Annotated in this window: 9 protein-coding genes; all 9 read left to right on the top strand. The window is 62.7% G+C overall.

Annotated elements, in window-relative coordinates; translation table 11 throughout:
• Nucleotides 1-261 precede the first annotated feature (261 nt).
• The 9 genes from rnr to JYG36_RS24705 all read left to right on the top strand — a co-directional run bounded on the left by rnr (nt 262) and on the right by JYG36_RS24705 (nt 13,346).
• A complete protein-coding gene (gene rnr / locus JYG36_RS24745; RefSeq protein WP_045196866.1) occupies nt 262-2,859 on the top strand; it encodes a ribonuclease R in 2,598 nt (865 codons plus the stop codon).
• Nucleotides 2,856-3,608, top strand: coding sequence for a 23S rRNA (guanosine(2251)-2'-O)-methyltransferase RlmB (gene rlmB / locus JYG36_RS24740; RefSeq protein WP_213602619.1), 753 nt, complete (start codon nt 2,856-2,858; stop codon nt 3,606-3,608). The genes rnr and rlmB overlap by 4 nt, the downstream gene beginning before the upstream one ends.
• 254 nt (nt 3,609-3,862) lie before the next feature.
• Nucleotides 3,863-4,285 carry a 30S ribosomal protein S6 gene (gene rpsF, locus JYG36_RS24735; protein ID WP_045196870.1) on the top strand — a complete coding sequence of 141 codons (423 nt, stop codon included), beginning with the start codon at nt 3,863-3,865 and terminating at the stop codon, nt 4,283-4,285.
• 28 nt (nt 4,286-4,313) lie between these two features.
• Entirely contained in the window at nt 4,314-4,544 is a 231-nt protein-coding gene (rpsR, locus tag JYG36_RS24730; RefSeq protein ID WP_009403887.1) for a 30S ribosomal protein S18, read from the top strand.
• A gap of 36 nt (nt 4,545-4,580) precedes the next feature.
• Nucleotides 4,581-5,480: a hypothetical protein gene (locus tag JYG36_RS24725; RefSeq protein ID WP_213602617.1), complete on the top strand. Its 900-nt coding sequence runs from the start codon at nt 4,581-4,583 to the stop codon at nt 5,478-5,480.
• Nucleotides 5,481-5,501: 21 nt separating this feature from the next.
• Entirely contained in the window at nt 5,502-5,948 is a 447-nt protein-coding gene (gene rplI / locus JYG36_RS24720; RefSeq protein WP_093376705.1) for a 50S ribosomal protein L9, read from the top strand.
• A gap of 110 nt (nt 5,949-6,058) precedes the next feature.
• Complete coding sequence (dnaB, locus tag JYG36_RS24715) at nt 6,059-7,456, top strand: replicative DNA helicase (protein WP_045196878.1); 1,398 nt, start codon at nt 6,059-6,061, stop codon at nt 7,454-7,456.
• A 101-nt stretch (nt 7,457-7,557) separates the two neighbouring features.
• Complete coding sequence (locus JYG36_RS24710) at nt 7,558-9,861, top strand: YgiQ family radical SAM protein (RefSeq protein WP_045196880.1); 2,304 nt, start codon at nt 7,558-7,560, stop codon at nt 9,859-9,861.
• Between the two features lie 200 nt (nt 9,862-10,061).
• Nucleotides 10,062-13,346: a transglutaminase family protein gene (locus tag JYG36_RS24705; RefSeq protein WP_213602615.1), complete on the top strand. Its 3,285-nt coding sequence runs from the start codon at nt 10,062-10,064 to the stop codon at nt 13,344-13,346.
• Nucleotides 13,347-13,381 lie beyond the last annotated feature (35 nt).

The raw sequence follows: 13,381 nt of genomic DNA, 5'->3' as shown, positions 1-13,381 counted from the left end.
GCTGAGGAACATGATGCTTCACATCGTGCTGCTTCTCAACTATAACGACGGTGTCCGTCGTTGTGGTGCGCACTATACGGATGCTCCTGAGAGCTGTAAACCCCCGTTCAGAAAAAATCTTAAAAAATTCAAGTCGTTGTTCCTTATGATGGTTTTGGCAGCATCCAGGGGGCTCTGACAGGGCTGTCCAAGCCTGAAATTTCCGGTTTCAATACGCCTATGCCAAACTAACCCTTATATAGACAAGGTGAACCCCTCCTAATGGCCGATTGGCAGACCCTCGATCCCGAGGCCGCTCGTGAAGCGGAAAAATACGAAAACCCTATTCCTAGCCGTGAGCTGATCCTCCAGCGTCTGGACGAGCGCGGCTCGCCGGCAGCCCGTGAGCAGCTGGTCGAAGAGTTCGGCCTGACCACCGAAGACCAGATCGAAGCCCTGCGCCGCCGTCTGCGCGCGATGGAGCGTGACGGCCAGCTGATCTATACCCGGCGCGGCACTTATGCCCCGGTAGACAAGCTCGACCTGATCCTCGGCCGCATCGCCGGCCACCGTGACGGCTTTGGCTTCCTGATCCCGGATGACGGCAGCGACGACCTGTTCCTGAGCCCTGCGCAAATGCGCCTGGTGTTCGATGGCGACCGCGCCCTGGCCCGGGTTTCCGGCCTGGATCGCCGTGGCCGCCGCGAAGGCGTGGTGGTCGAAGTGATCTCCCGCGCCCACGAAAGCATCGTTGGCCGCTACTTCGAAGAAGGCGGTATCGGCTTTGTCACCCCCGACAACCCCAAGGTCCAGCAAGAAGTGCTGATCACCCCGGGGCGTAACGGCGGTGCCAAGATCGGCCAGTTCGTCGAAGTCAAGATCACCCACTGGCCGACCCCGCGCTTCCAGCCCCAGGGCGACGTTACCGAAGTGATCGGCAACTACATGGCCCCGGGCATGGAAATCGACGTTGCCCTGCGCAGCTACGACATTCCGCACGTCTGGCCCGAAGCGGTGATCAAGGAAGCGCGCAAGCTCAAGCCGGAAGTCGAAGAGAAAGACAAAGAGCACCGCGTCGACCTGCGTCACCTGCCGTTCGTCACCATTGACGGCGAAGACGCCCGCGACTTCGACGATGCGGTGTACTGCGAGAGCCTGGGCAAGTTGCGCCTGTTCTCCGGTGGCTGGCGCCTGTACGTGGCGATTGCCGACGTTTCCAGCTACGTGCGCCTGGGCTCTGCCCTGGATGCCGAAGCCCAGGTGCGCGGCAACTCGGTGTACTTCCCCGAGCGCGTGGTACCGATGCTGCCTGAAGAGCTGTCCAACGGCCTGTGCTCGCTGAATCCGCACGTCGACCGGCTGGCGATGGTCTGTGAAATGACCATCAACAAGTCCGGGCAGATGGTCGATTACCAGTTCTATGAAGCGGTGATCCACTCCCATGCACGCCTGACCTACAACAAGGTCAGCAGCATGCTCGAACACGCTCGTACCCGCGAAGGCAAGGCCCTGCGCGAGCAGTACAGCGAAGTGGTGCCGGACCTCAAGCAGCTCTATGCGCTGTACAAGGTGCTGCTGGCGGCCCGTCATACCCGTGGCGCGATCGACTTCGAAACCCAGGAAACCCGGATCATCTTCGGTTCCGAGCGCAAGATCGCCGAAATTCGCCCGACCGTGCGCAACGACGCTCACAAGCTGATCGAAGAGTGCATGCTGGCGGCCAACGTGGCCACCGCCGAGTTCCTCAAGAAGCACGAAATTCCGGCCCTGTACCGTGTTCACGACGGCCCGCCACCGGAGCGCCTGGAAAAACTGCGCGCCTTCCTCGGCGAGCTGGGCTTGTCCCTGCACAAGGGCAAGGACGGTCCGTCGCCCAAGGATTACCAGGCATTGTTGGCGAGCATCGCCGACCGCCCGGATTTCCACCTGATCCAGACCGTGATGCTGCGCTCGCTGAGCCAGGCGGTGTACAGCGCCGACAACAACGGCCACTTCGGCCTGAACTACGAGGCGTACACCCACTTCACCTCGCCGATCCGCCGCTACCCGGACCTGCTGACCCACCGGGCGATCCGCAGCGTGATCCGTTCGCGTCAGGAAACCCCGCACGTCAAGCGTGCCGGTGCCATGAGCATCCCCAAGGCGCGTATCTACCCGTACGACGAGGCGACCCTGGAGCAGCTCGGCGAGCAGTGCTCGATGAGCGAGCGGCGTGCCGACGAGGCCACCCGTGACGTGGTCAACTGGCTCAAGTGCGAGTACATGAAAGACCGCGTCGGCGAGAGCTTCCCGGGTGTGATCACCGCGGTGACCGGCTTTGGCCTGTTCGTCGAGCTGACCGACATCTACGTCGAAGGCATGGTCCATGTCAGTGCCCTGCCGGGCGACTACTACCACTTCGACCCTGTGCACCACCGCCTGGCCGGTGAGCGTACCGGGCGCAGCTTCCGCCTGGGCGATACCGTCGAAGTGCGGGTGATGCGCGTCGATCTCGAGCAGCGCAAGATCGACTTCGAGATGGCCGAGAACACCCTCAAGGCGCCGATTGGCCGCAAGCAGCGTGGTGAAGGTGTGCGCCCGCAAGACGGCAAGCCGGTGCCGGTGCTCGACAAGAAGGCCGAGGCGCCGGCCAAGGCTGCAGAGCCTGCCCGTCGCAGCCGCAAGAACGAAACTGCCGAAGCCTATTTTCCAGCCAATGCCGTGGCCAACAACGCCGAAGTGCGCAAGAGCCGGGAAATGAAAAAGGCCTTGATGTCCGATGCCAAGCACGCAGGCGGCAAGCCTGCGTCGAAGTCGGGTAAATCGGAAAAACCGAGCAAGCATCGTAAAGGGCCGCCGAAAGCCGGCTCCGCGTCACGTAAACCCAAGGCCAAGTCATGAGTCAGTTGGAAAAAATCTACGGCGTGCATGCCGTGGAAGCCCTGTTGCGTCACCACCCCAAGCGGGTCAAGCAGATCTGGTTGTCCGAAGGCCGTAGCGAGCCGCGCCTGCAGGCGCTGCTGGAGCTGGCCGGGCAAAACCGCGTGGCGGTCGGCCAGGCTGAACGCCGCGAGATGGATGTCTGGGTTGAAGGCGTGCACCAGGGCGTGGTGGCTGAAGTCAGCCCGAGCCAGGTCTGGGGCGAGGCGATGCTTGAAGAACTGCTCGACCGCACTGAAGGCGCGCCGTTGATCCTGGTACTCGACGGTGTCACCGACCCGCACAACCTCGGCGCCTGCCTGCGCACCGCCGATGCCGCCGGCGCGCTGGCGGTGGTGGTGCCCAAAGACAAGTCGGCGACCTTGACCCCAGCGGTTCGGAAAGTGGCCTGCGGTGCGGCAGAAGTCATTCCGCTGGTGGCGGTCACCAACCTTGCGCGGACTCTGGAGAAGCTCCAGCAACGTGGCCTGTGGGTGGTCGGTACTGCGGGCGAGGCCGAGCAAGAGCTGTATCAGCAGGACCTGACCGGCCCGACCATCCTGATCATGGGCGCCGAGGGCAAGGGCATGCGCCGCTTGACCCGCGAGCACTGTGATTTTCTGGTCAAGCTGCCGATGGCAGGCAGCGTCAGCAGCCTGAACGTGTCGGTGGCGACGGGCGTGTGCCTGTTCGAGGCCGTTCGTCAGCGCCAGGCAAAGCGCCAGGCTTGATTTCGGCGTTGCATCTATCGCGGGTCCAGCCCGCTCCCACAGGTCCTTGTGGGAGCGGGCTGGACCCGCGATGCTTTTAAGGCTGTTCAAATAATCACCAATGACCTTGCTTGTCCCCCGGCGCTTCTCTACAATTGCGCCCCTTGCCATGTTGGCAGGCGTTCACGCGCCTCTTCCCAGGGCAAGACATACAAGTGTCCTTCACTCCTTGTCTGACCACTCTGGTGGCAGACTACAACCCGTAAGGAGCATTCATGCGTCATTACGAAATCATCTTTCTGGTCCACCCTGACCAGAGCGAGCAAGTCGGCGGCATGGTTGAGCGTTACACCAAGCTGATCGAAGAAGACGGCGGTAAAATCCACCGTCTGGAAGACTGGGGCCGTCGTCAACTGGCCTATGCAATCAACAATGTTCACAAGGCTCACTACGTGATGCTGAACGTTGAGTGCACCGGCAAGGCCCTGGCCGAGCTGGAAGACAACTTCCGCTACAACGATGCCGTGATCCGTAACCTGGTCATCCGTCGCGACGAAGCCGTTACCGGCCAGTCCGAGATGCTCAAGGCTGAAGAGAACCGCAGTGAGCGCCGTGAGCGTCGCGACCGTCCTGAGCACGAAAGCGCCGAAAGCGCTGATAGTGATGACAGCGACAACAGCGATAACGCTGACGAGTAATCCACGGACCTTTTGAGGAGCCTATTACATGGCACGTTTCTTCCGTCGTCGTAAATTCTGCCGCTTCACTGCTGAAGACGTGAAAGAGATCGATTACAAAGATCTCAACACCCTGAAAGCTTATGTATCCGAAACCGGCAAAATCGTTCCAAGCCGTATCACCGGTACCAAAGCTCGTTATCAGCGTCAGCTGGCTACCGCTATCAAGCGCGCCCGCTTCCTGGCCCTGCTGCCCTACACCGACAGCCACGGCCGCTGAGACCGGGTCGTCGACAAGTAGCAAAGGATAAAATGCATGCGCGCCTTGGCTGATTTCATCATGCGCGGTCGCGTGCAAGCCACCCTCGTGGTGGTGGGTTGTGCGGCTTTGCCGCTGTTGTTCTGGTTGAGTGCCGCCGCCGGGAGCCTGGTGTTCCTGCGGCGCGGTTTCAAGGACGCTTCCGGTGTCCTCGCCTGGGCTTTGTTGCCGGCGATGGCCTGGTGGTTCTTCGGCGAGCCGCGCACCTTGATGGTGTTGCTGGGTACGCTGGGTCTGGCGGCGCTGTTGCGCGCCGGGCAGTCCTGGAACCGGGTGCTGTTGTTCAGCATCGGCATGGGCCTGGTGTACGGGGTTGTACTGGGTTCGGAGTTCCGCGAACCGATTGAAGCTCTGGCTGGAGCGCTTGAAAAAGCCCTGCCGCAGATGCTCGACGGTCTCTACCAACAGTTATCGGTAGAGGAGCGGGGCCGCCTTGGAAGCCTTATTGCACCGGTGCTCGTCGGCCTGATTGCGGCGTTGTTGCAAGCCGTCAGTGTGCTGGCCCTGATGTTGGGCCGTTACTGGCAGGCGTTGTTGTATAACCCGGGTGGTTTTGGTCGCGAGTTTCAAGCGGTCAGGCTCCCCCTGGTGCCGGCGCTGGTGCTGGTGGTGCTCATGCTGGTGGGGCCGAATTTCGGTCCTGAGCTGGCGATGTTGACACCCCTGTGCAGCATTCCACTGATGTTTGCAGGGCTCGCCCTGCTGCATGGGCTGGTGGCGCAAGGACGACTGGCCAAGTTCTGGCTGGTCGGGTTGTACGTGACGCTGGTGCTGTTTATGCAGCTGACTTATCCGTTGCTCGTGGTCCTGGCCATTGTCGACAGCCTGATTGATTTTCGCGGTCGCAAGGCGCCCCCAAAAGGTGCCGATAACGATTCCGCGAACGGTGAAGGTTAAAAGTTAAGAGGTTATTACCAAATGGAACTGATCCTGCTGGAAAAAGTCGCCAACCTGGGCAACCTGGGCGACAAGGTAAAAGTTAAGTCCGGTTACGGTCGTAACTACCTGCTGCCATTCGGCAAAGCCACCGCTGCGACCGCTGCCAACCTGGCTGCGTTCGAAGAGCGTCGTGCTGAGCTGGAAAAAATCGCTGCAGAGAAAAAAGCTTCGGCCGAAACTCGCGCTGCCCAACTGGCTGAGCTGGAAGTGACCATCACTGCCACCGCCGGTGACGAAGGCAAGCTGTTCGGTTCGATCGGCACCCACGACATCGCTGATGCCCTGACCGCCTCCGGCGTTGAAGTGGCTAAAGCTGAAGTTCGTCTGCCGAACGGCACCATCCGTAACGTCGGCGAATACGACGTTGCCGTGCACCTGCACAGCGACGTTGAAGCCACCGTTCGCGTGGTTGTTGTCGCAGCCTAAGCTGTACCGATCGGCTGGCACCTTGGGTGTCAGCCGGTTAACATCGGGCACGATCCTGCTTTGCAGGTCGTGCCCTTTGTCTTTTTCATCACCCTGATTCCTGCGTGGCCATGAACGAGATAACCGCCCCCGAGCAATATGATCTGCAAACCGCTGCCCTGAAGGTGCCGCCGCATTCCATCGAGGCCGAACAGGCCGTGCTCGGTGGCTTGATGCTGGACAACAACGCCTGGGAGCGCGTGCTCGATCAAGTCTCCGACGGCGACTTCTATCGGCATGACCACCGCCTGATCTTCCGCGCCATCCACAAGCTCGCCGACCAGAACGCCCCGTTCGACGTGGTGACCCTGCACGAGCAGCTGGACAAGGAAGGCCTGAGTTCGCAGGTTGGCGGCCTGGGTTACCTGGGCGAACTGGCCAAGAACACCCCGTCGGTGGCCAACATCAAGGCCTATGCCGCGATCATCCGCGAGCGGGCAACCCTGCGTCAGCTGATCAGCATCAGCAACGAGATCGCCGACAGCGCCTTCAACCCGCAAGGGCGCAATGCTGCCGAGATCCTCGACGAAGCCGAACGGCAGATCTTCCAGATCGCCGAAGCGCGGCCGAAGACCGGTGGCCCGGTGGGCGTCAACGACCTGCTGACCAAGGCCATAGACCGCATCGACACGCTGTTCAATACCGACAGCGCGATCACCGGCCTGTCCACCGGCTACACCGACCTCGACGAGAAGACCAGCGGCCTGCAGCCGGCCGACCTGATCATCGTCGCCGGCCGGCCGTCGATGGGTAAGACCACCTTCGCCATGAACCTGGTCGAGAACGCGGTACTGCGTAGCGACAAGGCGGTGCTGGTGTACTCGCTGGAGATGCCAGGCGAATCGCTGATCATGCGTATGCTGTCGTCGCTCGGGCGCATCGACCAGACCAAGGTGCGCTCCGGCCAGCTTGAAGACGACGACTGGCCGCGGCTGACATCGGCGGTCAACCTGCTCAACGACCGCAAGCTGTTCATCGATGACACCGCCGGCATCAGCCCGTCGGAAATGCGCGCCCGAACCCGCCGCCTGGTGCGCGAGCACGGCGACATCGCCCTGATCATGATCGACTACCTGCAGCTGATGCAGATCCCGGGCTCCAGCGGCGACAACCGTACCAACGAGATTTCCGAGATCTCTCGCTCGCTCAAGGCCTTGGCCAAAGAGTTCAACTGCCCGGTAGTTGCCCTGTCGCAGCTCAACCGCTCCCTCGAACAGCGGCCGAACAAGCGCCCGGTGAACTCCGACTTGCGCGAATCGGGTGCGATCGAGCAGGACGCCGACGTGATCATGTTCGTTTACCGCGACGAGGTGTACCACCCGGAGACCGAGCACAAGGGCATTGCCGAAATCATCATCGGCAAGCAGCGCAACGGCCCGATCGGCTTTATCCGCCTGGCCTTCATCGGCAAGTACACACGCTTCGAAAACCTCGCGCCGGGCAGTTACAACTTCGACGACGACGAGTAAGGGCAATTTGGACAATTCCGACCTTGAGCGTCGGAATTGGTCAATTTTTGTGCTATATTCCGCGCCCGCGATTTTTCATCGATTAGCCACCGGTCACTGACATGCAAGCAGCCAAACCACTTTTCGACTATCCCAAGTACTGGGCCGAATGCTTCGGGCCAGCACCGTTCCTGCCGATGAGCAGGGAGGAGATGGATCAGCTCGGCTGGGATTCCTGCGACATCATCATCGTGACCGGTGATGCCTACGTCGACCATCCGTCGTTCGGCATGGCCATCATTGGCCGCCTGCTGGAAGCCCAGGGCTTTCGCGTGGGCATCATTGCCCAGCCGGACTGGCAGTCCAAAGACGACTTCATGAAGCTCGGCGAGCCGAACCTGTTCTTCGGCGTCGCGGCCGGCAACATGGATTCGATGATCAACCGCTACACCGCTGACAAGAAGATCCGCTCCGACGACGCCTATACCCCGGGCGGCATGGCCGGCAAGCGTCCGGACCGCGCCAGCCTGGTGTACAGCCAGCGCTGCAAGGAAGCCTACAAGCATGTGCCGATCGTCCTCGGCGGCATCGAAGCCTCCCTGCGCCGCATCGCTCACTACGACTACTGGCAGGACAAGGTCCGTCATTCGATCCTGATCGACGCCTGCGCCGACATCCTGCTGTACGGCAACGCCGAGCGGGCCATCGTCGAAGTGGCCCAGCGCCTGTCGTTCGGCGAGTCGATCGAGAGCATCACCGACATTCGCGGCACCGCCTTCGTACGCCGTGATACCCCGCAAGGCTGGTACGAGGTCGACTCGACCCGTATCGACCGTCCGGGCAAGGTCGACAAGATCATCAACCCGTACGTCAACACCCAGGACACCCAGGCCTGCGCCATCGAGCAGGAAAAGGGCGAGGTCGAAGACCCCAACGAAGCCAAGGTTGTGCAGATCCTCGCCAGCCCGCGCATGACCCGTGACAAGACGGTCATCCGCCTGCCGTCGTTCGAGAAGGTCCGCAACGACCCGGTGCTCTATGCCCACGCCAACCGCGTGCTGCACCTGGAGACCAACCCGGGTAACGCCCGTGCCCTGGTGCAGAAGCATGGCGAAGTGGACGTGTGGTTCAACCCGCCACCCATTCCGATGACCACCGAAGAAATGGACTACGTGTTCGGCATGCCCTATGCGCGCATCCCGCACCCGGCGTACGGCAAGGAAAAAATCCCTGCCTACGACATGATCCGCTTCTCGGTGAACATCATGCGCGGCTGCTTCGGCGGCTGCACCTTCTGCTCGATCACCGAGCACGAAGGGCGCATCATCCAGAACCGCTCGCACGAGTCGATCATTCGCGAGATCGAAGAGATTCGCGACAAGGTGCCCGGCTTTACCGGGGTCATCTCCGACCTCGGCGGCCCGACTGCGAACATGTACCGCATCGCCTGCAAGAGCCCCGAGATCGAATCGGCGTGCCGCAAGCCGTCGTGCGTGTTCCCGGGCATCTGCCCGAACCTCAACACCGACCACTCGGCGCTGATCAAGCTGTACCGCAGCGCCCGTGACCTGCCAGGGGTGAAGAAGATCCTCATCGCCTCGGGCCTGCGTTACGACCTGGCGGTAGAGTCGCCGGAGTACGTCAAGGAGCTGGTGACCCACCACGTCGGCGGCTACCTGAAGATTGCCCCGGAGCACACCGAGGAAGGCCCGCTGAACCAGATGATGAAGCCGGGCATCGGTAGCTATGACCGCTTCAAGCGCATGTTCGAGAAGTACTCGAAAGAGGCGGGCAAAGAGCAGTACCTGATCCCGTACTTCATCGCCGCGCACCCGGGCACCACCGACGAAGACATGATGAACCTGGCCCTGTGGCTCAAGGGCAACGGCTTCCGTGCCGACCAGGTGCAGGCGTTCTACCCGTCGCCAATGGCCTCGGCCACGGCCATGTACCACTCGGGCAAGAACCCGCTGCGCAAGGTCACTTACAAGAGCGACCCGGTGACCATCGTCAAGAGCGAGCAGCAGCGCCGCTTGCACAAGGCCTTTTTGCGCTACCACGATCCGAAGGGCTGGCCGATGCTGCGTGAAGCCCTGGAGCGCATGGGCCGCGCCGACCTGATCGGCCCGGGCAAGCACCAGTTGATCCCGCTGCACCAGCCGGCGACCGACAGCTACCAGAGCGCTCGGCGCAAGAACTCGACCCCGGCCGGCAGCCACAAGGTGGCCAAAGAGCAGAAGATCCTCACCCAGCACAACGGCTTGCCGCCGCGTGCCAGCGATGGCTCCAAGCCGTGGGACAAGCGTGAACAGGCCAAGGCGGCGGCGTTTGCCCGCAACCAGGAAGCGGCCAAGGCGCGCAAGGATGCCGCCAAGGGCGGCAAGGGCAAGAAAAAGCCCGCCCGCCAGCCGGTTCTGCCGCGCTAACTGAAACGCCAGCCTTCGGGCTGGCGTTTTTGTTTGCGTCGCTGGCAAAGCCTCAAATCTGTGCAAGGCTTGCACGGCGGCCTCGCTACGGTGCGCTTTTGGTGCGACTGTACCGGCTGCATGCAGGGAATCGCAGGCCTGGGCCCATGGCACAAGTCTTGCGCGGTTCCACTACCGCCCAGGCTCGCAGGAGGCCCGCCGTGTCGATTCATGTCGCCTTGCACCATGTCACCGAGTACCGCTACGACCGTGCAGTTGAACTGGGCCCGCAAATTGTTCGCCTGCGCCCGGCTGCTCACAGCCGCACGAGGATCCTCTCCTACGGGCTGAAGGTGCAGCCGGACGGACATTTCATCAATTGGCAGCAGGACCCACAGGGCAACTACCTGGCGCGCCTGGTATTCCCGGAAAAGACTGACAGCCTGCGCGTGGAAGTCGACCTGGTCGCCGAGATGGCGGTGTTCAATCCGTTCGACTTCTTTCTCGAACCCTACGCCGAGCAGATTCCCTTCAGTTATGGCCGAGATGAACGCCACGAACTGCTGCCCTACCTGGAGCAACTGCCGCTGACGCCGAAGTTCGCCACCTACCTGGACAGCATCGAGCGCACGCCCCAGGCCAGTGTCGATTTCCTGGTGGCGCTCAATCAGCGCCTGAGCGAGGACATCAGCTACCTCATCCGCCTCGAGCCCGGTGTGCAAACCCCGGAGCAGACCCTGGAACTGGGTTCCGGCTCCTGCCGCGACTCGGCCTGGCTACTGGTGCAGTTGTTGCGCCACCTGGGCCTGGCGGCGCGGTTCGTCTCCGGTTATCTGATTCAGCTGACAGCCGACATCAAGGCACTGGACGGCCCGTCGGGCACCGAAGAGGACTTCACCGACCTGCACGCCTGGTGCGAGGTGTACCTGCCCGGCGCCGGCTGGATCGGCCTGGACGCCACCTCCGGGCTGTTTGCCGGGGAAGGGCATATCCCATTGGCTTGTAGCCCCGATCCGACTTCAGCGGCACCTATCAGCGGCCTGGTCGAGCCCTGCGAATGCACTTTCGAGCATGAAATGAGTGTCGAGCGCCTGTGGGAATCGCCGCGGGTGACGCTGCCCTACAGCGACGAACAATGGCAGGCCATCGTCGCCCTCGGGCGCCAGGTGGACAGCGACCTGAAAGCAGCGGACGTGCGCCTGACCATGGGCGGTGAACCAACCTTCGTGGCCATTGACGACCCTGACGGCGCCGAGTGGAACACCGCAGCGCTGGGCGCGAACAAACGGCGCCTGGCCGGTGAGCTGTTCCAGCGCCTGTACAAGCATTACGCGCCCCATGGCCTGGTGCACTTCGGCCAGGGCAAATGGTACCCGGGCGAGCAACTGCCGCGTTGGTCGCTCAACTGCTTTTGGCGGCGTGATGGTGTGCCGCTGTGGAACAATCCGGCGTTGATCGCCGACCAACACCAGGATCTCGGCGCCGACAGCGCGCTGGCCGCGCGCTTCCTGGCCAGCGTTGCCGAACGGCTGAGGCTGCCTGCGCGTTATGTCTTCGGCGCCTACGAAGACTCACTCTATTACCTGTGGCGCGAGGGCGGCCTGCCGTCCAACGTGCGCCCCGACGCTGCGCGCCTGGACGACGAGATGGAGCGTGCAAGGCTGCGCAAGGTGTTCAGCCAGGGCCTGGACAAGGTCATCGGCCAGGTGCTGCCGCTGGCCCGCAGCGCCGACGAGCAACGCTGGCAGAGCGGACGCTGGTACTTGCGCGATGAGCATTGCCGCCTGGTGCCGGGCGACTCGCCGCTGGGTTACCGCTTGCCGCTGGCGGCGCAGCCCTGGGTCAAGGCCGCGGAATATCCCTACGTGCATCCGACCGATCCCAACCAGGTGCTCGGCGATCTGCCTGATCGTGACCAACTGCTCAAGGCCAGCGCCGGGCAGGCGCTCGATGAGCAGGAGCACGCAGCCCCCGAGGTCGATGCCTCGGCCGACTGGCTGACCCGTACCGCGCTGTGTGCAGAGCCGCGAGAAGGGCGCCTGTACCTGTTCATGCCACCGCTGTCTCGCTTGCAGGATTACCTCGAACTGGTTGCGGTGATCGAAGCCACCGCGGCCGAGCTGCATTGCCCGGTCATCCTCGAAGGCTACGAGCCGCCGGCCGATCCGCGCCTAGCCAACTTCAAGGTGACTCCCGACCCCGGCGTCATCGAGGTCAACGTGCAGCCTTCGGCCAGTTGGGACGAACTGGTGGAGCGCACCGAGTTCCTATACGAGCAGGCGCGCCTGACGCGCTTGAGCAGCGAAAAATTCATGATCGACGGCCGACACACCGGCACCGGTGGCGGTAACCATTTCGTCCTCGGTGGCGCCACCCCGGCCGACTCGCCGTTCCTGCGCCGCCCTGACTTGCTACGTAGCCTGATCAGCTACTGGCACAATCACCCGTCGCTTTCCTACCTGTTTTCCGGCCTGTTCATTGGTCCAACTTCCCAGGCGCCGCGGGTGGATGAAGCGCGTAACGATGCGCTGTATGAGCTGGAGATCGCTTTCGCGCAGATGCCGGCAGCGGGCGAGGAAGGCCCGCCGTGGCTGGTCGACCGGCTGCTGCGCAACTTGCTGATCGACGTTACCGGCAATACCCACCGCGCCGAGTTCTGCATCGACAAGCTGTACTCCCCGGACGGCCCGGCCGGGCGTTTGGGGTTGTTGGAACTGCGCGCCTTCGAGATGCCGCCGCATGCGCGCATGAGCCTGGTCCAGCAACTGCTGCTGCGCGCCCTGGTCGCGCGTTTCTGGCGTGAGCCCTATGCGCCCAAGCGCCTGGCCCGCTGGGGCACCGAGCTGCATGACCGGTTCATGCTGGGGCACTTTATCGAGCAGGACTTTGCCGATGTGCTGGTCGAGCTCAACGCCGCAGGCTACCCGCTGCGTGCCGAGTGGTTTGCCGCACACCTGGAGTTTCGCTTCCCCAAGGTCGGCGACTATGCCGTCAACGGCATCGAGCTGGAACTGCGCCAGGCCCTGGAACCCTGGCATGTACTGGGCGAGGAGGGTGCTGGCGGTGCCACGGTGCGTTATGTCGACTCGTCGCTGGAGCGCCTGCAGGTCAAGGTCAGCGGCCTGCCGCCGGAGCGTTATCAACTGACCTGTAATGGTCGGGCGCTACCCTTGCAAGCCACCGGGCGCGTCGGTGAGTTCGTCGCGGCGGTGCGCTATCGCGCCTGGCAGCCGGCCAATTGCCTGCAGCCAACCATTGCGGTGCAGGCGCCGCTGGTGTTCGACTTGCTCGATACCTGGATGGGCCGCTCGCTGGGCGGTTGCCAGTACCACGTGGCGCATCCGGGCGGGCGCAACTACCAGACCCTGCCGGTCAATGCCAACGAAGCCCAGAGCCGGCGCCAGGCGCGCTTCTTCCGCCTCGGACACAGCCCGGGTGTAGTGGACATACCATCGGCGCAGGTGAACCCGGAACTACCCTTTACCCTGGATTTGCGCCGCGGCTGAGCGCTACTCTGAACTGACCTGTGGCCTTCGAGCAT

Source organism: Pseudomonas sp. SORT22 (genome assembly GCF_018417635.1).
GTDB lineage: Bacteria > Pseudomonadota > Gammaproteobacteria > Pseudomonadales > Pseudomonadaceae > Aquipseudomonas.
Note: the sequence above shows the minus strand (reverse complement) of the source record. Positions and strands in the feature narration are given on the sequence as shown.

Excerpts from the sequence above, each read along its gene's own strand:
- JYG36_RS24725 (WP_213602617.1), top strand. The coding sequence starts at position 4,581 with ATGCGCGCCTTGGCTGATTTCATCATGCGCGGTCGCGTGCAAGCCACC.
- rpsF (WP_045196870.1), top strand. The coding sequence starts at position 3,863 with ATGCGTCATTACGAAATCATCTTTCTGGTCCACCCTGACCAGAGCGAG.
- rplI (WP_093376705.1), top strand. The coding sequence starts at position 5,502 with ATGGAACTGATCCTGCTGGAAAAAGTCGCCAACCTGGGCAACCTGGGC.
- rlmB (WP_213602619.1), top strand. The coding sequence starts at position 2,856 with ATGAGTCAGTTGGAAAAAATCTACGGCGTGCATGCCGTGGAAGCCCTG.
- dnaB (WP_045196878.1), top strand. The coding sequence starts at position 6,059 with ATGAACGAGATAACCGCCCCCGAGCAATATGATCTGCAAACCGCTGCC.
- rnr (WP_045196866.1), top strand. The coding sequence starts at position 262 with ATGGCCGATTGGCAGACCCTCGATCCCGAGGCCGCTCGTGAAGCGGAA.
- JYG36_RS24710 (WP_045196880.1), top strand. The coding sequence starts at position 7,558 with ATGCAAGCAGCCAAACCACTTTTCGACTATCCCAAGTACTGGGCCGAA.
- rpsR (WP_009403887.1), top strand. The coding sequence starts at position 4,314 with ATGGCACGTTTCTTCCGTCGTCGTAAATTCTGCCGCTTCACTGCTGAA.